The following is a 21,175-nucleotide window of genomic DNA, read 5'->3' as shown; positions in this document are numbered from 1 at the left end:
CTCCTGTACGGCACCACCCAGTACTCCCCCATCGGAGGCCGCACGTGCACCCCCGTAAGCCCTTGATCGCCGCGCTGCTCAGCTCGGCACTCGCCGCCGGCGCTCTCGCCGCGACCGTCGGCCTCGGCTCCGCCCAGGCGGCCGACGCGTCGACCACCGCCTCTGCGGGCAACGTGCGCATCGCGTACTACGACCAGTGGAGCGTCTACGGCAACGCGTTCTACCCCAAGCACCTCGACACCCGGGGCATCGCGGGCCAGCTGGACGTCATCAACTACTCGTTCGGCAACATCCACCCCACCAACCTCACCTGTTTCGAGGCCAACAAGGCCGCGGGTGACGACAACAACCCCAACGCGGGTGACGGTGCGGGCGACTCGTACGCGGACTACCAGAAGTCCTTCTCCGCGGCCGACTCCGTCGACGGCGTCGCCGACAAGTGGGACCAGCCGATCGTGGGCGTCTTCAACCAGTTCAAGGAACTGAAGGCGAAGTACCCCCACCTGAAGATCAACATCTCGCTCGGCGGCTGGACCTACTCCAAGTACTTCAGCGACGCGGCCAAGACGGACGCGAGCCGCAAGAAGTTCGTGGCCTCCTGCATCGACCAGTACATCAAGGGCAACCTGCCGGTCGAGGGCGGCTACGGCGGCCCCGGCACCGCGGCCGGCATCTTCGACGGCATCGACATCGACTGGGAGTACCCCGGCTCCTCCGGCGGCCACCTGGGCAACCACTACGCCCCCGAGGACAAGCAGAACTTCACCCTGCTCCTCGCCGAGTTCCGCAAGCAGCTCGACGAGTACGGCACGGCCAACGGCGGCAAGAAGTACATGCTGACCGCGGCCCTCCCGGCCGGCCAGGACAAGATCAAGTACATCGAGACGAACAAGATCGGCGCGTACCTCGACTACGCGAACATCATGACGTACGACATGCACGGCGCCTGGGACGGCGACGGGCCGACGTACCACCAGTCCCCGCTGTACTCCGGCTCGAACGACCCGACCGACGTCATCGCGCCGGGCACCGAGAAGTACAGCATCGACGCCGCCATCGACTCCTGGATCGACGGCAACGCGACCTACGGCATCACCGGCGGCTTCCCCGCCAACAAGCTGACGCTGGGCTACGAGTTCTACTACCGCGGCTGGAAGGGCGTCCCCGCCGGGACCACCAACGGCCTCGCGCAGACCGCCACCGGCGGCTCCAACGTCCGCCCGCTCAGCCAGCAGGCCGGCATCGCGCACTACAAGGAGCTCGGCGGCATCGTCGACAACCCGGCGACGACCTTCTGGGACGACCAGGCGAAGTCCTCGTACTTCTACAAGGACGGCGAGTTCTTCACCGGCCTCAACCAGAAGTCCATCCAGGCCCGCGTCGACTACGCCAAGCAGCGCGGCCTCGGCGGCGCGATGATGTACTCGCTCCTCGGCCTGGACGACAAGGCCACCCTGCTGACGCAGATCAACACCGCGCTCGGCTCCCCCACCACCCCGCCGACCACCCCGCCCACCACGACGCCGCCGACCACCCCGCCGACGACGCCCCCCACCACCCCGCCCACCACGCCGCCCACGACCCCGCCCACCACGGGCTGCGGCTCGGTCCCGGCGTACGTCGCGGGCACGATCTACAACGCGGGCAACGAGGTCTCCCACAACGGCCGCAAGTACAAGGCCAAGTGGTGGACCCAGAACGAGACCCCCGGCACCACCGGCGAGTGGGGCGTCTGGCAGGACCTCGGCGCCTGCTGACGCCTGATCCGCCGCACCCCTCATGACCACTGCCCCCGCCCGGAATGTCCCTCCGGCCGGGGGCAGTTCCATGCCCTGACGCCCCGCGCGGCCGGTCAGACCGGCAGCGGTTCCGAGCCGATCAGTTCGGCGATGCGGTCCGGGGTGACGGCCCGCGAGTACAGCCAGCCCTGGCCGGTGTCGCAGCCGATCCGCCGCAGCCGGTCGGCCTGCCCGGCGGTCTCGACGCACTCGGCGGTGACGGTGAGGCCGAGCCGGTGCGCGAGCTGCACGAGCGCCTCGACGATCAGCTCGTCCGCCGGGTTGGCGTGCTCCTCGTCCTGGAAGCCCCGGACGAAGGAACCGTCGAGCTTGAGCACGGAGACCGGAAGCCGGCTGAGATAGGCCAGGTTCGAATAACCGGTGCCGAAGTCGTCGATGGCGATCCGCACCCCCATGTCGCTCAGCGCCTGGAGCGCCTGCAACGGCCGGCCGGCCGAGCCCATCACGGCGGACTCGGTCAGCTCAAGCTGGAGCAGATGCGGGGCGAGGCCGGTCTCGGCGAGGATGCCGGCCACGTCCGCGACCAGGTCGGAGTCCCACACCTGACGGACCGCCACATTGACGCTCACGAAGAGCGGGCGCTCGTGCGGATGGTCCTTCTGCCACTGCCGGGCCTGGCGGCAGGCCGTGTTCAGGACCCACCGGCCCAGCTCCACGATGGAGCCGTCCTCCTCGGCGATCCCGATGAACCGATTCGGCGCGAGGGAGCCGAACTGCGGGTGGTTCCAGCGCACCAGCGCCTCCACCCCGCGCACCGCCCCGTCCGCCAGATCCACCAGCGGCTGGTACTCCAGCGCGAACTCGCCCTGCTCCACGGCCGGGCGCAGGGTGGAGGAGAGCGCCTGCCGGGTCATCCGGTGCGCGTTGCGCTCCGGGTCGAAGAGGGTCCAGCGGGCCTTGCCGTCGGCCTTGGCCCAGTACAGCGTGGTGTCCGCGGCCTGCATCAGGGCGGTCGCCGTCGTGCCGCGCGCGGACCGCTCGACCACGCCGATCGACGCCGAGACCGAGAGCCGCTGGCCCGCCAGGTCGAAGGGGTGCTGGAGCGCGCACAGCACCGAGCGCGCCAGGTCGGCGAGTTGCTCGGTGCCGGTGGAGTCCTCGACCAGGATCGCGAACTCGTCGCCGCCCAGCCGCGCCACCAGATGGCCGCCGCTGCGGGTGTAGCCGTCGCTGTCCGCGCACTCGGTGAGGCGGGCGGCGACGGCGGCGAGCAGCCGGTCGCCGACGCGGTGGCCGAGGGTGTCGTTGACCGCCTTGAAGCCGTCGAGGTCGAGGTAACAGAGACCGATCCGCCCTGTTCTGCCATACCCGTACGACTCGTATGAACGGTCGGATCGGTACGACGAACCGACCGGCGCGGCATCCGAGCGGCCGTCCGAGGGGTCGTCCGCCGCGCTGTCGGCGCCGGCGTCCGGGAGGGCGGCCTCAAGGGCCGCCGACAGGCGCTCGAAGAACAGCGCCCGGTTGGGCAGCCGGGTCACCGGGTCGTGCATCTGCAGGTGGCGCAGCCGGGCCTGGAGCTCGCGCCGGTCGCTGATGTCGGCGATGGACAGCAGCACGCGCCGGCTGTCGGGCACGGGGGCGACGGTGATCTCCGCCCACAGGGAGCGCCCGTCGGCGTGCTTGAGGCGCCGGGTGCAGCGGAAGCGGGAGCGCCGCCCGCTGAGCACCTCGCGGTACGCGTGCCAGGTGCGGCCGTCGGAGGCGAGGTCGACGAGGTCGGCGGCGGCCTGTTCGCGCAGCGCCCCGGCGTCGGTGCCGAGGAGGGCGCCGAAGGAGTCGTTGGCGGTGAGGACGGTGCCGTCCTGGTCGACGACGGCCATGGCGAGCCGGGCGACCCCGAAGGCCGCCCGGTAGTCGCGGAGTTCGGCGTCGGAGCGCTCCACGCCCCGGCCCGCGGGGTGCGGATGCCCGGCGTGACGCTCCGTGAGCGCGGGGTCTGCCGTGTGCTTCTCCGGCGGCTCTGGGTGCACCGGTCCTTCGGGGGTTCCGCTCACCGCTCGCTCCCGTGTGCAGTCGGGCCGGTCACATGTGGTCGGGACGGTCGGCCAAGGAAGAGTGAGCCGATCATAGAGCCCGTGTGGGGGAGCGTTCCAGCTCCGGGGCGCGCGCGAGGGGCGCCCACCCGTGTGGCGAGGCCCACCCCCGTGCGCCGCCCGATCGTTTCTGCGCGGGTCTGACACGGGTCGACGGCGGGCTGACCGAATGTGACTTTCCGTGAGCTGAAGCGCGTCCGTGTCGCGTCGACCCGGTGATGCCCCCTCACCCGACCGGGGCAGCGGAAACGTGCGAAACCTCGCAAACCATCACAAGGTGGGTGAGGTGTCCCGCATTCCCGAACCGGAGGTCCACGTGAGGGGTCAGCAGCCACCCGGGGGAGTGGAACGCCCACGGCTGCGTGCCGGCGCGGCGGCCTTCACCTCGCTCGCCGCCCTGGCCGCCACCGGCCTCGTCGCCGGCCCCGCCGTCGGCGCGCCGTCGGCGAGTCCCTGCGCCCTGCCCCGTACCGCCGCCCACCACTCGCTCGGCCTCGACACCTGGAACGGCTCCTATCCGCGCCCGTCCCGGACCCTCGACGCGGTCATGATCTTCCTGTCGTTCCCCGACTCGGAACCGCTCACCACACCCGACGAACTCGCCGCCGACCACTTCCCCGCCACCAGCGAGTACTTCGACCGCGCCTCCTACGGCCGCTTCACCCTGCGCCCGCACCCCCAGAGCACCTGGACCCGGATGCCGAAGGAGTCGGGGGCGTACGACATACGGCGGGACTGGGACGCCGCCAAGCGGGCCGCGTACCTCCGCGACGCCATCGCCGCCGCCGACCCGGGCGTGGACTTCTCCGCGTACGACGTCGTCTATCTCGTCGCGGACCCGGACGCGCCCGGCGTGGACTCGGACGCCACCAAGGTCGTCAACCTCGAACGGCCGCTGGAGGCCGACGGCGCCGAGATCAAGCGGGTCGTCACGGTCTTCGAGCGCCACCCGCCCGACCGCAACGTCCTCGCCCACGAGACCGGACACGTCTTCGACCTGCCCGACCTCTACCACCGGCCGGTCGACGGCAAGGGCGACTGGGACACCCATGTGGGGGACTGGGACGTCATGGGCAGCCAGTTCGGGCTCGCCCCCGACCTGTTCGGCTGGCACAAGTGGAAGCTCGGCTGGCTCTCCCGGGCCCAGGTGAGCTGCGTCCAGGGCGCCGGCAGCCGGCTGGTCAGCCTGGAACCCAGCGACGCCCCGCCGCCGCCCGGCGGCACCCTCGGCACCCGGCTCGCCGTCGTCCGCACCGGCCCGGACAGCGTCCTGGCCGTCGAGGCCCGCAGCGCCTCGGGCAACGACGCCGAGACCTGCACCGAGGGCGTGCTCGTCTACCGGGTGCGGGCCGGCGCGGCCTCCGGCGACGGCCCGGTCGAGGTCGTCGACGCCCACCCGCGCACCGAGGCCTGCTGGGACCGCTCGGTCTACCCGCCGCTCGCGGACGCCCCGCTCGCGGAGGGCGAGACGCTCACCGTGCCCGGCACCGACGTCCGCGTCGAGGTCACGGAACGGACCGAGACGGGCGGCTGGACGGTACGGATCACCCCGCCGACGGTCGGCTGAACGGAGGCCGGTCGTCGGCCGGGCGGAATCCCGTCGTCGGCCGAACCGGAACACGAAGAAGCCCCCCGCTTCCGCGAGGGGCTTCTTCCGTCTGTGCGCCGCCAGGGACTCGAACCCCGGACCCGCTGATTAAGAGTCAGCTGCTCTAACCAACTGAGCTAGCGGCGCCTGCTGACGTCGTAGACATTAGCATCCGGATCGGCGGGAGGAAAAATCGATACCCGCACGTCGGCGGCGGAGGCCGCCCGGACGGCCCGCACGCAGGCCCACAGCACGACCTCGGGACCCGGCAGCCACGGGTTCCTGGTGTCGGGGGCGACCAGCCAGCGCGGGCCGGTGGCATCGGGCGAGGGCACGAGCGGCGGAACGGTCACCGCGTCCCCGACGCCGTGACAGAGCGGGCGGGGAACGTCCTCTCCCCACTCCTCCCATTCGAGGAGCGCCGGCAGCCGCTGGGCCGTGCCCGGCGCGGCGAACAGCATCATCCGGCCCCGGTGCATCGCGACGGGCCCCGAGCCCGGGCCCTCCTCCCACAGCCGGTCCAGCATCCGGCGGCCGAAGACCGGGTCGACGTTGACGACGTCGAAGACCGTCCCGCAGGGCAGCGCGGCCGGTGAGGCCGGGCGGGTCTCCCAGCGGGTGAGGGCGGCTCCGTGCCCCCCGACGGCCGAGGCGAGCCACGCGGCCCCGTCAGCCGTCACCCGGGCCGTCTGGTGCCGTCCCTCGTCACCCTCCCGAAGGAACCGGAAGATGTCGTGCGGGGTCTCGTCGCGCAGCCAGGTCGTCATGCGTCCAGGTCTACCGGCTGTGACCGACCGGTTTCCGAGGGTTCCCGGAATCCCGGACAGGGCGCCCCCGCGAGGAGTATCGTGCACTCCGCATATGCCAGGGGGCGCACGCGGGGCGCAGATGCTCCGGGCAGAAGTTCCCCACGCGCCCCGGCGCGCCGGCTCTCAGGCCTGGTCCTCCGCCGGGCGGCCCTCGGTGCGGATGAGGCCCCGGCCGAACTCGATCATCTTGACCGCGTAGTCCTCGGTCCACTGGGCGCGCTCGGCGACGGCGGCCGGGGTGAGCCGGTCGAAGCGGCGGGGGTCGGCGAGCTGGGCGGCGGCGATGGCCTGGAACTCGATGGCCCGGTCCGTGGCCGCGCGGAACGCGAGCGTCAGCTCGGTCGCGCGGGCGAGCAGCTCCCGCGGGTCCTCCATCGACTCCAGGTCGAAGAAGTGCTCCGGGTCGGCGGTCGCCTCGGCAGGCTCGAAGACCAGCTGTGCCGGCCGAAGCCGCCGCTGCCCGCTCCGCTCCGCGGATTCCGCCATCGTCCTTCTCCTCCTCGCACAGGCACGGCCCGGAATCCCGGGCCGTCTTCCATTCTCCCGTGTCCCGCAAGAGCGCGAACCCCGTCCCCCGCGCCCCCGGAACGCTCCCGATCCCCGCCCGGGCCGGGGTGTCAGCCGTCGAGACCGCGCAGCAGCAGGCGCAGTCCGCCGAAGAACTCCTGGTCGGGGTCCACCTCGCCGGCGGTCCGCGCCGTCTCCGTCAGGTGGGGGAACCGGTCATCGGGCAGCCCGGCGATGACCGCCGTGCCCTCGCCGGTGAGGGGGCCGAGGTGTTCGAGCTGGATCGCCCCGGTGACGTACCCGTGGAGCGCGCGCAGGGCGACGACCCGCTGCCGGCCGTCGATCCCCGCCTCGGTCAGGATGCCGAGCACGGTCTCCGACCAGCGCAGGCCCGCGGCCGCGTGGTGCCGGTGGGCGAGGGTCAGCGGGACGGCCTCCGGATGGCCCGCCACGGCGTCACGCAACCGCCCGGCCATCGTCTCGACCCGCTCCCGCCAGGGGGCCTCGGGGGCGGGCGGGGTGGTGTCGACGGAGCCCAGGACGCGATCGACCACGAGCCCTTCCAGCTCCTCGCGGTCGCTCACGTAGCGGTAGAGCCCCATGGGGCTCATGCCGAGTTCCTTGGCGACGGTGCGCATGGAGAGGGCGGCGAGCCCGTCGCGGTCGATGACGGCGAGGGCGGCGGCGGCCAGTCGGTCCAGGGTGAGGGAGCGGGGTCGTGGCATGGCGGTTGACAGCGTACGCCATACGCCTACGCTGTTAGGGGTACGCCGTACACCTACGTGCCGCCGTGTCCCAGTACGCCTCCGTGCCCCCGTGCCCCCGTGTCCCACGAGGAAGGTGCCCCATGCACACGCCCCAGCCCCGCACGCCCCAGCCCAGCACGCCCCAGCCCCGCACGTCCGAGCCCCGCACGTCCCAGCCCTCCGGCCGGCCGCTCCGCGGCGGCCGCTGGGAGCCCGGGAGTTCCGTGCCCGCCCGGACGCTCACCCCGGTCCTCGGCTCCCCGCTGTCGCTGCCGGACCCCGCGCGCCTGACCCACGTGCAGTTCCGCCGTTTCGCGGGCTGCCCGGTGTGCAACCTCCACCTGCGGTCGGTGGTCCGGCGGCACGAGGAGATCGAGCGGGCCGGGATCCGTGAGGTGGTCCTCTTCCATTCCCCCGCCGACGAGCTCCGCGAGCACGTCGCCCATCTGCCGTTCGCCGTCGTCGCGGACCCGGCCAAGGCGCTGTACGCCGAGTTCGGGGTGGAGGCTCACCGCAAAGCGCTGCTCGACCCGCGCGCCTGGCCGGCGGTCCTGCGGTCCCTGCTCAGCGGCGTGTGGGAGCTGCTCCGGGGGAGGGAGCGGCTGCCCGCCGCTTCCCAGCCCGGCGGTCGCCTCGGCCTTCCCGCCGACTTCCTGATCGCCCCGGACGGGCGGGTCGCCGCCGTGAAGTACGGCGAGCACGTCTACGACCAGTGGTCGGTCGACGAACTGCTCGGTCTGGCCGCCCGGCTCAGGGAGTCCAGCTGATCCGGTGCTCCGCCAGGTGGGAGAGGACCGCGTGGTTGGCCTCCCAGCCGTCGGGGAACGACACGGCCGCGCCCAGCTGGACCGGCTCCGTCGACGGGTGCTCGTCCAGGAGCTCGGCGACGCCCGCCCGGCAGACCACCACGCAGGCGTGCCGGTGGCGGGAGGCGAGGACGCAGAGCCGGCCGGTCTCCAGGTGGAAGGCGGTGGCGTCCGGGCGGCCGGAGAGCGGGTGGAGGACGACCGTCACGTCGTACTCGCGGCCCTGGAGCCGGTTCGCGGTGTCCACCGTCACCCCGGTCACGCCGAGCTCGGCGAGCGCGGCACGGACCGCCGCCGCCTGGTCGCGGTGGGCGGTGCCGACCGCGACCCGGTCCGCCGTCAGCGGAACGGCCCGCTCAGACTGCTCGGAGACCGCGGCGCCGCCCCGGTCGAGCAGCCGACGGACGACCAGGGCGACCGCGCCGACCGCCTCCGGGTCGGTCCGGGGGGTGTGCCGGGCGGGGAGTTCGAGCAGGCCCCAGCCGGACTCCGCGGCCTCGTCGAGGACCCGGTCGGGGCCCGAGCCGTCCGAGGCCACCGAGAACGACAGCTTCCGGTCCTCCGGCCCGGTGCCGCTGCGGAACGGCGTGAACGGGTAGAAGGCGTCCGAGACCAGCGGCGCCGCCGAGGCCGGCAGCCGCCACGACACCGGCAGCCGGTGCTGCGGCAGCTCCGGATTGTGCGCGAGCAGCGTGGACACCGCGCTCGCCGACGGGTCGTACGACAGCCCCGCCCACTGCTCCGCCCCCACCACCGAGAACGGGTCGAGCTGCCCGGGGTCGCCGACGAACAGCGCCCGCTCGAACAGCCCCGCCACCGCGAGCAGCGCGTCCGAGCGCATCTGGTACGCCTCGTCGACGATCGCGTGCGCCCACGGCTCGACGTTCTTCACATGCGCCCACTTGGCCGAGGTCGACAACACCACCGGCAGCCCGGCCAGCTCCCCCGCCTTCGCCGACTTCCGTACGTGTTCCAGGTCGTCGAGCGCCTTGTCGTACGCGTCGCTGTCACTGGAGTGCAGCCGCCCCACCTCAAGCCCCGGCTCCTTCTCCGCCAGCCGCAGCACCAGGTCGTCCACCTGCGCGTTCGTCTGCGCCACCACCATCAGCGGCCGCCCCGCCGCCGCCAGTTCGAGCGCCGCCCGCACCACCAGCGTCGACTTCCCCGCCCCCGGCGGCGAGTCGACCACCACACCACGCGACGAGCCGTGCAGCGTGTCCGCCAGAATCCCGGCGGTCGCACGGCCCGCCTCGGCGGAAGGATCGAACACGGTCACATCACGTCCTCGGGGGTCACGGCGTCGGGCAGTTCCACGGCGTCCGTACGGGGAGGGCCGCCGTGGGTCCAGGGGGTCTCCTCGGGGTCGGGGAGCTTCGGGCCGACGCGCTGTTCGTGCTCGAAGAGGGTCCAGGAGATCCGCTCGCCCTTCTGCGGCACGGAACCCTCCGCGGGCTCCTTCGACCGGCCCATCCGGTCGAGGACGCGGAGGAGGAGCGAGCCGTCCTCCTCGTGCCGGACGAACTCCGCCGCCTGCGGCTTGCCGTCGAGGGAGCGGAACACCTTCGTGCGCTCGCCCAGGTGCGGGCGGTCGTCCGTGCGGACCGTGAGGAGCGGGCGCGGCGCGGGGCGCTTCGACTCGGTCCAGGCCATGGTGACCTCGACGACCTCGGCGGTGAACGCCTCGCCGGCGAGGCGCCGCCCGGCGAGGACCAGGGGGTCGTCGAGCGCCTCCTGCGCTTCCAGCTGCCCCTGGGCCTGCTCGCGGGCGGCCAGCTTGGAGGCGGCCGTCACGGCGTCGTCCCGGCGGGGCTGCGGCGGCTCGCCGGCGGTGACCCGGTCGCGGTGGCCGGTGAACGACCAGCGGTCGCGGGTCCAGCGGTCCTCGACCCTGGCCCCCTCCGGCAGCTCCCGCAGCAGGTCGATCGCCCGCCACACCGCGTACCAGGTCGGCTTCAGCTGCGAGACGACGAGCCGGCGCAGCTCCCGCTCGGCCGCGTGCAGTTCGCCGAGGCCCCGGTCGGCGGCCTCGCCGTCCTCGGCCGCGCCGAGCGCCTGCCGGGCCCGGTCGTACCGCTCGATCGCGGGCGCGAGGAGCCGGTTGTCGAAGGCGGGGTCGGTGGCGGGCCCGGCGGGCGGGCACAGCAGCTGCCCCTGGGCGTCCCGGCCCACCTCGGCCCGCAGCGCGGCCTCGGCGCCCGGCTCGCTGTCGTACGGGTCGATCCAGGCCAGGAGCGCGCCCAGGTGCTGGTCCTCCAGAGACGACTGGCCGGTCGCCCAGTGCCGGTTGAGGAGGTCCGTCGCCGCGAGCAGCAGCGAGGAGCCGGGCACCCGGGCCCGCTCGCCGAAGTGCGTCAGCCAGCGGCCGAGCAGCGGCACCCGCGGCGGCGCAGGGAACGGCGTCTCCGGGTCCTGCTCGGCCGTCCGCCGGAAGCGCGTGGAGCGCCCGAGCAGCCGGACGTACTCGATGCCGGCCCGGCTCGGGACGATCAGCTGCGGCGCGTCCGCGCACAGCTCGACCTCGACCTTCACCTTCTTGCCGGTCTCCGGGTCGGTCTCGTTCCGCTCCACCGCCTCGACGGTGTCCGTGAACGAGTCCACGTACGGCAGGATCTCCTCCGCCAGGTCGGCGAGGAACCCGAACCGCAGGTCGCGGTCCCTCGGCTGGGGCACCACCAAGAGCCTCGGCTCCTCCGGGTCGGTGCCGACGAGCGCGCCCAGCGGGGCGCCCGCCTCACCGGCGGTCGTCAGCGGCACGAACACCAGCGGCCGCTCCGACACCCGCCGGTGCCGCACGGTCGCGAGCGGCTGCGCCCGCCCGGACTCGACGGCCTCCATCCGGGCCAGCATCGAGATCAGCGACATGCCAGGGCCTCCGCGCGCAGTGCCCGCGCCCGGCGCAGGGCCGCGACCGCCGGGTCGTCGGGGTCGCCGGACTCGCCGCGGGCGGCGGCCAGGACGGCGTCGATCGTGGTCAGGCCGCCGAGCTCGGCCCGTACCGAACGGCCGAGGGTCTCGACCGCGCCGGCCTCGCGGGACCGCGAGCGGCAGTGGAAGGCCAGCTCGCAGGCGGCCAGGCACTCGGGCGCGTACTGGTGGGGGACGGATGCGACGGACGCGGCGAGCTCCTCCGGGGTGCGCTCCTCGACGTCGAAGCTGACGCCCTCGGGCAGGGCGGCGGCGATCTCGTCGACGCGGGTCAGGCGGTCCAGCTGGCGCCGGGTCACCGAGCGCTGCTTGCGCACGTCGACGAGGGAGGCCGTCGGCACGTTCGAGAAGTCCTTGGGGCAGACGAGGACCACCGAGTGCGCCACCCGGGCGCCGTCGGTGACCGCCGCGACCCGTTCGAGCGCGAGCACGTACACCGCGGCCTGGCGGGCGGCCGCGCCCACCTTCGCCGCGTCCGCCGAGCCGTCGATCATCGGGAACGACTTGATCTCGACGACCGTCCACCCGCCGTCGGGGCCGACGACCACGGCGTCCGGCTCCAGATAGACCGGCGCTCCGGCCACCTCAAGGGCGAGCAGCGGGTGGTCGAGCAGCGTCCAGCCGCCGGACCCGGTCGCCTCCCGCAGCGCGAGGGCCGTGCGGGCCGTCCGGCCCTGGGGCCCGGCGGCCGCGAGATCGGGCACGGAGACCTCGGCGGGCTCCTCGGCGCCGATCAGGCGCAGCAGTTCGCGGCCGCCGTCCGCCTTGACCTTCGCCTCGAAGGAGTTGCCCCGCACGATCGCGAACTGCGACTGGCCGAAGGGCGCCGGCGAACCGAGCTTGGCGGCCAGCGCGGACTTGTCGACCCCGGCGCCGTCGAGCAGGGCCCGCCGCCGGCAGCCCGGGTTGGCGGCGAGCGCCGCGAGGGCCCGCGCGTCCAGCGGACGCGGCGCGTTGGCCGGTCCGCGCAGCTCAGCGAGCAGGTGTCGACGTGTCGTCTGCGGCGGTACGGACGGACCGCTGTCCAGGGATGCGCTCACCCGTGGAAGTCTCGCATCCGGCACTGACAACCGGGGGAGCTTCCGCCGCCCGGCCACGCCGGGAGGCGGCCCGCAGCAGCCGCGGGGTGAGCAGCAGGCCCACGCCCATGACGGCCACGCCCGCGACCGCGTCGAGGAGGTAGTGGTTGGCCGTCCCCATCACGACCAGCGCGGTGACCAGCGGATACGCGAGGCCGAGTGCCTTCGTCAGCGGGCCGCGCCCGTGCCGCCACAGCATCACGCCGCACCACAGCGCCCAGCCCACGTGCAGGCTGGGCATCGCCGCGAACTGGTTCGTCATCCCGCCGAGCCCGCGCGGCGCGCTGGCCTCGCCGCCCCACCAGCCGTACGCGCTGAAGTGCGCCATCGTGTCGGTGAAGCCGTGGGCCGGGTCGAGCAGCCGGGGCGGGCAGGTCGGCAGCAGCGTGAAGCCGACGAGGCCGAGCAGGGTGGAGGCCATCAGCCAGGTGCGGGCGGCCCGGTAGTCCGCGGGGCGGCGCCGGAACAGCCAGACGAGGATCGCCGGGGTCACCAGGTAGTGCAGCGAGGCGTACGCGAAGTCGGCCGGGACGCCCAGCGCCGGGACGTCGGTGAACAGCAGGTTCAGCGGGTGCTCGGCGTCGATCCCGAGCCGTTCCTCGAAGCGCAGGATCGCGAGCCCGTGCTCCACGGCCGTCGCCTCGTCGCCGCGCACCAGCAGCCGGCCGCCGGTGTACGCCGCGTACACGACCGCGATCAGCGACAGCTCGGCCCACCACCGTGGCTTGTGCATGCTTCGAGTCCCCCCAGCTGGTTCCGCCCCGGGGGAGGGGACGCCGCACGCCGCCGGGGGGTTGCCCGGACGTCACCCGGAATTCGGGTGGGCGATGATGGGAGAGGCACGTCCGCACCGTGAACCCCTGGAGAGTCCTTCCCATGGCACCGCGCATCCTGCTCGCCCGGCACGGCCAGACCGAGTGGTCACTTCTCGGCCGGCACACCGGCAGGACCGACATCCCGCTGCTCGACGAGGGGCGGCGCGGCGCGAAGCTGCTCGGCGAGCGCCTGCACCGCGGGCCCTGGCAGGGGCTGCCGGGCGTGGAGGTCCGCACCAGCCCGCTCGTGCGGGCCGCCGAGACCTGCGAGCTGGCCGGCTTCGGCGAGCGGGCCGAGCCGTGGGACGCGCTGATGGAGTGGGACTACGGCGCGTACGAGGGGATGACCCCGCCCGAGATCCAGGCGATCCGCCCCGGCTGGTTCATCTGGCGCGACGGCGTGCCCGACGGGGAGACCCTCGCGCAGCTCTCGGACCGTGCCGACCAGGTCGTGAACTGGGCCCGTTCGGCCGACCGTGACGTCCTCGTCTTCGCGCACGGCCACATCCTGCGCTCGATCGGCGCCCGCTGGCTGGGCGAGGACGTGTCGTTCGCGTCCCGGATCCGCCTCGACCCGACGAGCCTCTCGGTCCTCGGCTGGGCGTACGGCGCCCCGGCGCTCGAGCGCTGGAACGACACCGGCCACCTGGAGTAGCCGGCACCGGCCGCCGGAGCGGCCCTGGGGTCAGGAGTCAGTACGAGGCGAGGATCCGGCTCGTCTCGGCGAGCAGGCCGCGGATGCGGGCCGAGGCGATGCCCTCCAGGGAGTCCGTGACGCGCCGCGCCTCCACGGCCGCCTCGTCGGGGCGGCCCGCGTGCGCCAGGTCCTTGGCGAGGTGGGCCCGGTAGAGCGCGAGGTTCCGGGCGAAGTGCGGGTTCTGCAGGACGGTGGCCCGGTGGGCGTGGCGGGCGGCCCGGCCCCAGTCGCCCAGCGCCGACCAGCACTGCGCCTCAAGGGCCTCCCGCTCCGGCTCGCCGAAGAAGGACATCCATTCGGGGTCGCCGTCGGCGGGGCCGCGGTCGAAGTGGTCGTGGGCGCGGCCGAGGGCCTGCTCGCAGGCGGAGCGGTCGCCGAGCCCCGCCCACGCGCCCGCCTCCCGCAGCGAGAGCAGCGAGAGCAGCCGGGCGGAGTCGAGCGGCTGCGCCGCCCGCAGTCCGGCCTGCGCCGCCCGTACGGCCTCGCGGTAGCGGCCGGTGTCCCTGGCCAGGAACGAGGTGTTGCAGAAGGCGTGCGCCTCAAGGGCCGCGTTCCCCGCCACGCGCGCGGTGGCGAGGGCCTCGGCGTAGTGGGAGCGCGCGTCCTCGTGCCGGCCCGAGTCGTGGGCCAGCCAGCCGACGGAGAGGGAGAGCTCGCCCGCGCCCGCGTGCAGCCGGTCCTCGGTGGAGCGGCGGGTCATGGTGCCGGTGTCGAGCAGCGCGTACGCGGTGCGCAGTGGCTGGGCGGCGACCTTGTAGAGCCCGTCGGCGCCGTGCCGGTCGTCGAGCAGGCGGATCCGTCGTACGGCGTCCTCGACGGCCCGCACCTCGGTCTCGCCGATGCGGTGGGTGCCGCGGGGGGCGGGGATCGCGACGGCGGGGCCGCCGAGTCCCAGCGAGGCGGCCGCCAGGGTGGCGGAGCCGCTCGTCATGAATGCGCGACGCAGCACGTCGCTCTCCTCATCGTTCCGGGTGGTGATGGTGGCGGGAGGCGCTGTCCCGGCCGGGACGGCCTGTCGCCGGCCGCGCACCGTCTCCCGCGCGGAGAACCCCAGGTCGGCCAGGCCGAGTCCGGGGAACATGTGCAGGAAGACCCGCTCGTACGCGTAGTTGGGGCAGCGGATCTCGCCCGCTTCCACGCGCCCGATGTAGCGGGCGTCGCACGCGACCTGTTCGCCGATCTCCCGCGCCGCCCGGCGGACCGCCGCCGCGAACTCCGCCGGCGAGTGCTGTCCGCGGAGCCGGCGGAAGGCGAGATTGGGAACTGCCCGTGACGTCGCCATGGCGAGCCCTCTCCTGGTGCTGCCGGGTTTCCGGCGGGCATGAACGTACCTGCTGTGACCGGATGCGTACGCTGAGTTTGGCTACAAATCGGATATCTCGCCTGCGATCTGCCATGAACTGCCATCCTTTGCGGCGGCATGGCGCCGTAGCCGTTGACGCGCACGGGCGTTGAACCGTAAAGGAGAGACGGCTCGTGTCTCCTCTGGAGCGAGGAGGGGTCCCATGACGGAGATCGGTTCGCAGGCGGCCACGCGGCACGCGTCCGCCCCGGACGGCGACGCCCCCCAGGCCGCCGAGCCCTGGGACCTGGTGACCGTGCCGGTCAGGCAGGGCCTGGAGGCCGTCGACATCCTGCGCCGCGGCGGCGCCCCCGCCGTCGGGCCCGTGGTGCACGACGGCACCTGCGACACCCTGGGCTTCCTGGTGCCGCCCGGCACGGCCGCCGCCTGGGACATGCCCGGCAGCGCCTGTACGCGGACCTCGGGACGTGGCCTGCGCCTGCCCGAGCTGCCGGAACTGCCGGAACCGGCCGGTGACACGCCCCGCCCGGCCGGCTGGCTGCTGCCCCCGGGCGACACCGACCCGGTCACCGACCCGGTCGTCCTGCGCGAGGCGCTCGGCGAGGCGGCCCGGCTGATCGAGGCGGCCGACGGCTGCCGCTGAGGCTGCCAAGGCCCGGGTCATCTCGGGCGGGTCTATCCCGAGTGCCCCGATAATGGGGCCGTGGCCAGGAACAAGCAGCGTGACCGGGCGGCGGCGGCCGTCTCCGTCGTCGAGACCGTCGACGGCGGTCTCGCGGAACTCATACCCGACCGGGAACGTCCGCGCGGCTGGACGCTGCTCATCGACGGCGCCCCGCAGTCGCACGTCGACCTCGACGATCCGGCCCACCTCTCCTTCGAGTACCAGCGGCGCCTCGGGCACATCGCCGACCTCGCCGCCCCGCCGAACCGGCCGCTCCAGGTCGTGCACCTCGGAGGCGGCGCCTTCACCCTCGCCCGGTACGTCGCCGCGACCCGGCCCCGCTCCACCCAGCAGATCGTGGAGCTCGACGGGCCCCTCGTGCAGCTCGTGCGCCGGGAACTGCCGCTCGACGCGGGAGCCCGTATCCGCGTCCGCTCCACCGACGCCCGTGCCGGGCTCGCGAAGGTGCAGGACGGCTGGGCCGATCTCGTCATCGCCGACGTGTTCAGCGGGGCCCGCACCCCGGCCCATCTGACCAGCACGGAGTTCCTCGCCGAGGTGCGGCGGGTGCTGCGGCCCGGCGGTTTCTACGCGGCGAACCTCGCCGACGGCCCGCCGCTGACCCATCTGCGCGGCCAGATCGCCACGGCCGCCGCCGTCTTCCCCGAGCTGGCGCTGACCGCCGACCCGACCGTCCTGCGCGGCCGCCGCTTCGGCAACGCGGTGCTGCTCGCCTCCGACGTGGAGCTCCCGGTGGCCGAGCTGACCCGCCGGGTGGCCACCGACCCGCACCCCGGCCGGGTGGAGCACGGCCGGGCGCTGGCCGACTTCGCCGGCGGAGCGGCGCCGGTCACCGACGCGAGCGCCAAGCCCTCGCCCGTACCGCCCGCGTCCGTCTTCCGCTGACGCCGGGGCAGGACGGGCCCTACGCCTGTCGGTCCTCGATCTCGACGCGGGGCGCGCTGTCGTGCCAGAGGCAGAAGACGGAGAGCTCGCGGCCGTCCTTGGTGAAGGTGACGCGGATCCAGGTCGGCTGCTTCCACACCTGCATCTGCCAGCCGGAGGCGGGGGTCGCCGAGACCAGTTCGGCGGAGGTCTCGCCCAGGTCGAAGGTGACCCGGCCGCCGTCGACCGGGTACGTCTTCACGCCGGACCCGGAGTCGGAGCCCGGGGCGGCCGTGGTGGGGGCCGGGGTGGTCGGGCTCGGGGTGCGGGACGGGCGCTTCGAGGGGGTGGCGGCGGTCGTGGGGTCCGCGCTCGGGGTGGCCGTGGCGGTCGCCGGGGCCGAGGAGTCCGGCAGCTCGGGCGGGCGGGTCGACGAGGTGTGCGGATCGCTGCCGGAGGCGGCCGTTCCGATGGAGGAGCCGGCCGGCAGGGGCAGCGCGCGCGGCGGGTCGTAGACGGTGCCGGACAGCACGGTGTGCACTCCCCACCAGGACAGGGTGACCGCCGCGCCGGTGGCGAGCGACCAGGCCAGGGCGTGAACGAGTCCTCTTCGCACCGGGACATAGTGCACCACCGGGTGCGAGGCCGTACCGGAGGGTGGAGATTGCTCTCGGGTTCCCCCGAATGGCGTACGGTGCGCCCCATGGCAAGTGTGCTCGTGGTCGAGGACGACCAGTTCGTGCGCTCCGCCCTCATTCGGCAGCTGACCGAGGCCTCCCACACCGTACGGAGCGTCGGCACGGCCCTTGAGGCGCTGCGCGAGGTCGCCCATTTCCGCTTCGACGTCGTGATCCTGGACCTCGGTCTGCCCGATCTCGACGGGTCGGAGGCGCTCAAGATGCTGCGCGGGATCACCGACGTGCCGGTGATCATCGCGACCGCCCGGGACGACGAGGCGGAGATCGTACGGCTCCTCCACGCGGGCGCGGACGACTACCTGGTGAAGCCCTTCTCGGTCGACCACCTGTCGGCCCGGATGGCGGCCGTGCTGCGCCGCGCGCGCTCCTCGGCCGGGGAGCTCCCGCCCTCCCGGGTGATCAGGGTCGGCGGGCTCACCGTCGATCCGCTGCGCCGTCAGGCGGAGCTGGACGGGGCGCCGTTGGACCTGACGCGGCGCGAGTTCGACCTGCTCGCCTTCCTCGCGGGGCGGCCCGGGGTGGTGGTCCCGCGCAAGGAGCTGCTCGCCGAGGTGTGGCAGCAGTCGTACGGGGACGACCAGACCATCGACGTACATTTGTCATGGCTGCGGCGGAAATTGGGTGAAACGGCGGCCCGGCCGCGCTATCTGCACACCCTGCGCGGGGTGGGCGTGAAGCTGGAGCCGCCCCGGGAGCCGCAGCCGTGAGATGGGCGCTCGTCAAGGTGTCCCTGGCCGTCACCGCCATGGTCGTCATCGCCTTCGCCGTACCACTCGGACTCGTCGTCAAGGAGATGGCCCGCGACCGGGCGTTCTCCAACGCCGAACGCCGGGCCGCCGGGCTCGCGCCGGTCCTCGCCATCACCACCGACCGCGACGAGCTCGACAAGGCCGTCGCCACCACCGAGGACGGGGCCGCCGGACGGCTCGCCGTCCACGTGCCCGCCGCCGGACCCGGCGAGCCGCCCGTGGAGATCGGCACCCGCCGGGCAGGCGCGGACGAACTCGCCGCGACCCGCACCCTCGGCCGCGCCTCGATCGCCGAGGTGCCGGGCGGCTTCGCCCTGCTCCAGCCCACCGCGCTCAGCAGCGGCCAGGTCGCCGTCGTCGAACTCTTCGTCCCCGAGGGCGAGGTCACCAACGGCGTCGCCACCGCCTGGCTCGTCCTGGCCGGCGTCGGCGTCGCCCTGATCGTCGGCTCCGTCGCCGTCGCCGACCGCCTCGGCATCCGGATGGTCCGCCCCGCCCAGCGGCTCGCGGGCGCCGCCCACGAACTGGGCGAGGGCAGGCTCGGCGCGCGGGTGCCCGAGGAGGGGCCGCCGGAGCTCAAGTCGGCCGCCGTCGCCTTCAACTCGATGGCCGACCAGGTCGTCCAGCTCCTCGCCAACGAACGCGAACTCGCCGCCGACCTCTCCCACCGGCTCCGCACGCCGCTGACCGTGCTCCGGCTCAACGCGGCCTCGCTCGGCTCAGGCCCGGCCGCCGACCAGACCCGCGCCGCCGTCGAACAGCTGGAGCGCGAGGTCGACATCATCATCCGCACGGCCCGGGAGGCGAAGCCGCAGACCCAGGCCACCGGACCGGGCGCCGGCTGCGACGCCGCCGAGGTGGTCCGCGAGCGGATGGACTTCTGGTCGGCGCTCGCCGAGGACGAGGGCCGCCGGGTGCGGGTCGCGGGCGTCGAGCGCCCGGTCCGCATCCCGGTCGCCCGCCCCGAACTCGTCGCCGCGCTCGACGCCCTGCTCGGCAACGTCTTCCGGCACACCGCCGAAGGCACCGCTTTTTCCCTCGACGTCCACAACGGCGAGGACGCCGTCATCGTCCTGGTCTCCGACGCCGGCCCCGGCATCCCCGACCCGGCCGCCGCGCTCGCCCGGGGCGCGGGCAGCGGACGCGACGGCTCCACCGGTCTCGGCCTCGACATCGTGCGCCGCATGGCCGAGTCGACCGGCGGCGACGTCCGCATCGGCCACTCGGTCCTGGGCGGTACGGAGGTCAGGATCTGGATCAGCCTCGACGGACGCGCCGCCGGTGCGGGCGGGGGAGCGGGCCGCCGGGGCCGCCGCCGCAGGGCGTGACGTCCAACCTTTGCCGGATCCGATGCCTCCCTTAAGCGGAGCCTAAGAATCCCGACCGGCGTCCCCGGAAGCCCTTTTGTCCGTTCTCCGCTCGCTAGCGTGCTGCCGCACCCCACTACCCCCGGCACGCAGAGGCAGGCACGCGATGGGCACGAGTTCGCACCGGCGCAAGGCGACCACCCGGAACAAGGTCGTCGGCGCGGTCGTCGCGGCGGCCGTCATAGGCGGCGCCGTCCTCGCCCTCACCGGCACCGCCCAGGCGGCCGCGGTCGGCGCCGCCTACACCCGTACCAGCTCCTGGTCCGGCGGCTACACCGGCCAGTACGTGGTCACCAACGAGACCTCCGCCGTCCAGCAGGACTGGACCCTGGAGTTCGACCTCCCGGCCGGCACCACCATCGGCTCACTCTGGAACGGCGAGCACACCGTCTCCGGCCGGCACGTCACCGTGCGGCCCGCGAGCTGGAACCGGCAGCTGGCGCCCGGACAGTCCGTCACCGTCGGCTTCGTCACGGCGGCCGCGGGCGAGGCCGGCGACCCCTCGAACTGCCTCATCAACAAGGCCGCCTGCGCGGCCGGCGGCCCCGCCCCCACCCCCAGCGGCCGCCCCACCGAGCAGCCCACCGCGACCGCCTCCCCGAAGCCGACGGCCACCGCCACCGCGACCGCCACGGCCTCCCCGAAGCCGACCGCCACCGCCACCGCGACCCCCACGGCGACCGCGAGCCCGACCCCCACCTCCACCCCCACGGCCCCCGCCGCCGGCGCCGCCACGTACGCCCCGTACGTCGACACCTCGCTCTACCCGGCGTACGACCTGCTCGCGACCGCCGACGCCACCGGCGTGAAGGAGTTCAACCTCGCCTTCATCACCTCCGGCGGCTCCTGCGCCCCGCTGTGGGGCGGGGTCACCGACCTGGCGAACGACAAGGTCGCGGCCCAGATCGGCGCCCTGCGCGCCAAGGGCGGTGACGTCCGGGTCTCCTTCGGCGGCGCCGCCGGGCACGAACTGGCGCTGAACTGCTCGACCTCCTCGGCGCTCGCCGCCGCCTACGGCAAGGTCGTCGACCAGTACAAGCTCACCAAGGTCGACTTCGACATCGAGGGCGCGGCCCTGCCGGACACCGCCGCCAACACCCGCCGCTCCCAGGCCATCGCCCAGCTCCAGAAGTCCCACCCGGGCCTGAACGTCTCCTTCACGCTGCCCGTCATGCCCGAGGGCCTGACCCAGCCGGGCGTGGACCTGCTCGCCGACGCGAAGCGGAACGGGGTACGGGTCGACGCGGTCAACATCATGGCGATGGACTACGGCCCGGCGTACAGCGCCGACATGGGCACGTACGCGATCCAGGCCGCGACCGCGACCCAGGCGCAGATCAAGGGCGTCCTCGGGCTCTCCGACGCGGACGCCTGGAAGGCCGTCGCCGTCACCCCGATGATCGGCGTGAACGACGTGGCGAGCGAGATCTTCACGGTGGAGGACGCCACGCAGCTGGTCGGCTTCGCCAGGTCCAAGGGGATCGGCTGGCTCTCGATGTGGTCCTCGACCCGGGACAAGCAGTGCGCGGCCGGCGCGGTGAACTACGCCGACGCCACCTGCTCCTCGATCCTCCAGCAGCCGCTGGCCTTCACGAAGGCCTTCGCCGCCTACAAGTAAGCTGCCCGCGAGGAACGGACCTCCCCGTCCCCCCACACCGCGCGCCCCGGTCGGTACCACCCCACCCGCCGACCGGGGCGCGCA

The 21,175-nt window shown here is 73.9% G+C and carries 19 protein-coding genes and 1 tRNA gene; 9 read left to right on the top strand and 11 right to left on the bottom strand.

Annotation, left to right across the window (positions count from 1 at the left end; translation table 11 throughout):
• Positions 1-44 precede the first annotated feature (44 nt).
• On the top strand, positions 45-1,757 hold the full coding sequence (locus tag ACZ7G1_RS32945) for a glycosyl hydrolase family 18 protein (protein WP_470876465.1): 1,713 nt from the start codon (positions 45-47) through the stop codon (positions 1,755-1,757).
• Positions 1,758-1,852: 95 nt separating this feature from the next.
• Here the strand turns inward: ACZ7G1_RS32945 and ACZ7G1_RS32940 are convergent, their stop codons facing one another.
• Entirely contained in the window at positions 1,853-3,796 is a 1,944-nt protein-coding gene (locus tag ACZ7G1_RS32940; protein WP_470876463.1) for a putative bifunctional diguanylate cyclase/phosphodiesterase, read from the bottom strand.
• Positions 3,797-4,121: 325 nt separating this feature from the next.
• Here ACZ7G1_RS32940 and ACZ7G1_RS32935 point away from each other — a divergent pair, with 325 nt between their 5' ends.
• Positions 4,122-5,402, top strand: a complete 1,281-nt coding sequence (locus ACZ7G1_RS32935) for a M6 family metalloprotease domain-containing protein (protein ID WP_470876461.1) — start codon at positions 4,122-4,124, stop codon at positions 5,400-5,402.
• A 94-nt stretch (positions 5,403-5,496) separates the two neighbouring features.
• Here the strand turns inward: ACZ7G1_RS32935 and ACZ7G1_RS32930 are convergent.
• The 4 genes from ACZ7G1_RS32930 to ACZ7G1_RS32915 form a co-directional block, all read right to left on the bottom strand.
• Positions 5,497-5,570 (bottom strand) — tRNA-Lys (locus ACZ7G1_RS32930).
• On the bottom strand, positions 5,561-6,190 hold the full coding sequence (locus tag ACZ7G1_RS32925; protein WP_470876459.1) for a hypothetical protein: 630 nt from the start codon (positions 6,188-6,190) through the stop codon (positions 5,561-5,563). Before ACZ7G1_RS32925 ends, ACZ7G1_RS32930 begins: the two co-directional genes overlap by 10 nt.
• Positions 6,191-6,355: 165 nt before the next feature.
• Positions 6,356-6,718, bottom strand: coding sequence for a hypothetical protein (locus ACZ7G1_RS32920; RefSeq protein WP_470876457.1), 363 nt, complete (start codon positions 6,716-6,718; stop codon positions 6,356-6,358).
• Positions 6,719-6,849: 131 nt separating this feature from the next.
• Positions 6,850-7,464, bottom strand: coding sequence for a TetR/AcrR family transcriptional regulator (locus ACZ7G1_RS32915; RefSeq protein WP_470876455.1), 615 nt, complete (start codon positions 7,462-7,464; stop codon positions 6,850-6,852).
• Between the two features lie 122 nt (positions 7,465-7,586).
• On the opposite strand from ACZ7G1_RS32915, the gene ACZ7G1_RS32910 reads away from it, so the two are divergent.
• Positions 7,587-8,252: a peroxiredoxin-like family protein gene (locus tag ACZ7G1_RS32910; RefSeq protein WP_470876453.1), complete on the top strand. Its 666-nt coding sequence runs from the start codon at positions 7,587-7,589 to the stop codon at positions 8,250-8,252.
• On the opposite strand, the gene ACZ7G1_RS32905 is transcribed toward ACZ7G1_RS32910, so the two are convergent.
• The 4 genes from ACZ7G1_RS32905 to ACZ7G1_RS32890 are packed head-to-tail and all read right to left on the bottom strand — an operon-like array spanning position 8,236 to position 13,028.
• The gene (locus ACZ7G1_RS32905) at positions 8,236-9,567 is read right to left on the bottom strand and encodes an AAA family ATPase (RefSeq protein WP_470876451.1); all 1,332 of its coding nucleotides are present in this window, start codon (positions 9,565-9,567) and stop codon (positions 8,236-8,238) included. The two genes, ACZ7G1_RS32910 and ACZ7G1_RS32905, sit on opposite strands and share 17 nt — an antisense overlap.
• Positions 9,564-11,153: a hypothetical protein gene (locus ACZ7G1_RS32900; RefSeq protein WP_470876449.1), complete on the bottom strand. Its 1,590-nt coding sequence runs from the start codon at positions 11,151-11,153 to the stop codon at positions 9,564-9,566. Before ACZ7G1_RS32900 ends, ACZ7G1_RS32905 begins: the two co-directional genes overlap by 4 nt.
• Positions 11,144-12,256: a hypothetical protein gene (locus ACZ7G1_RS32895; protein WP_470876447.1), complete on the bottom strand. Its 1,113-nt coding sequence runs from the start codon at positions 12,254-12,256 to the stop codon at positions 11,144-11,146. Before ACZ7G1_RS32895 ends, ACZ7G1_RS32900 begins: the two co-directional genes overlap by 10 nt.
• Positions 12,189-13,028 carry a phosphatase PAP2 family protein gene (locus tag ACZ7G1_RS32890; protein WP_470876446.1) on the bottom strand — a complete coding sequence of 280 codons (840 nt, stop codon included), beginning with the start codon at positions 13,026-13,028 and terminating at the stop codon, positions 12,189-12,191. Before ACZ7G1_RS32890 ends, ACZ7G1_RS32895 begins: the two co-directional genes overlap by 68 nt.
• Before the next feature lie 143 nt (positions 13,029-13,171).
• Between ACZ7G1_RS32890 and ACZ7G1_RS32885 the strand changes: the two genes are divergently transcribed.
• The gene (locus tag ACZ7G1_RS32885) at positions 13,172-13,765 is read left to right on the top strand and encodes a histidine phosphatase family protein (RefSeq protein ID WP_470876444.1); all 594 of its coding nucleotides are present in this window, start codon (positions 13,172-13,174) and stop codon (positions 13,763-13,765) included.
• 37 nt (positions 13,766-13,802) lie between these two features.
• Here the strand turns inward: ACZ7G1_RS32885 and ACZ7G1_RS32880 are convergent, their stop codons facing one another.
• Positions 13,803-15,089 (bottom strand): tetratricopeptide repeat protein, encoded by a 1,287-nt coding sequence (locus tag ACZ7G1_RS32880; RefSeq protein WP_470876442.1) that lies wholly within the window; start codon positions 15,087-15,089, stop codon positions 13,803-13,805.
• Positions 15,090-15,312: 223 nt separating this feature from the next.
• Here ACZ7G1_RS32880 and ACZ7G1_RS32875 point away from each other — a divergent pair, with 223 nt between their 5' ends.
• Positions 15,313-15,753, top strand: a complete 441-nt coding sequence (locus ACZ7G1_RS32875; RefSeq protein WP_470876440.1) for a hypothetical protein — start codon at positions 15,313-15,315, stop codon at positions 15,751-15,753.
• A gap of 60 nt (positions 15,754-15,813) precedes the next feature.
• The gene (locus tag ACZ7G1_RS32870) at positions 15,814-16,680 is read left to right on the top strand and encodes a spermidine synthase (protein WP_470876438.1); all 867 of its coding nucleotides are present in this window, start codon (positions 15,814-15,816) and stop codon (positions 16,678-16,680) included.
• 19 nt (positions 16,681-16,699) lie between these two features.
• Here ACZ7G1_RS32870 and ACZ7G1_RS32865 read toward each other — a convergent pair whose 3' ends face one another.
• Positions 16,700-17,275 (bottom strand): hypothetical protein, encoded by a 576-nt coding sequence (locus ACZ7G1_RS32865; protein WP_470876436.1) that lies wholly within the window; start codon positions 17,273-17,275, stop codon positions 16,700-16,702.
• A gap of 87 nt (positions 17,276-17,362) precedes the next feature.
• On the opposite strand from ACZ7G1_RS32865, the gene ACZ7G1_RS32860 reads away from it, so the two are divergent.
• The 3 genes from ACZ7G1_RS32860 to ACZ7G1_RS32850 all read left to right on the top strand — a co-directional run bounded on the left by ACZ7G1_RS32860 (position 17,363) and on the right by ACZ7G1_RS32850 (position 21,091).
• Positions 17,363-18,064: a response regulator transcription factor gene (locus tag ACZ7G1_RS32860; RefSeq protein ID WP_470876434.1), complete on the top strand. Its 702-nt coding sequence runs from the start codon at positions 17,363-17,365 to the stop codon at positions 18,062-18,064.
• Complete coding sequence (locus ACZ7G1_RS32855) at positions 18,061-19,434, top strand: sensor histidine kinase (protein WP_470876432.1); 1,374 nt, start codon at positions 18,061-18,063, stop codon at positions 19,432-19,434. Before ACZ7G1_RS32860 ends, ACZ7G1_RS32855 begins: the two co-directional genes overlap by 4 nt.
• Positions 19,435-19,579: 145 nt before the next feature.
• The gene (locus ACZ7G1_RS32850; protein ID WP_470876430.1) at positions 19,580-21,091 is read left to right on the top strand and encodes a glycoside hydrolase family 18 protein; all 1,512 of its coding nucleotides are present in this window, start codon (positions 19,580-19,582) and stop codon (positions 21,089-21,091) included.
• Positions 21,092-21,175 lie beyond the last annotated feature (84 nt).

Source organism: Streptomyces sp. NPDC037273 (assembly GCF_055603625.1).
The sequence above is the reverse complement of the archived record's forward strand: the minus strand, read 5'-3'. Positions and strand labels throughout refer to the sequence as shown.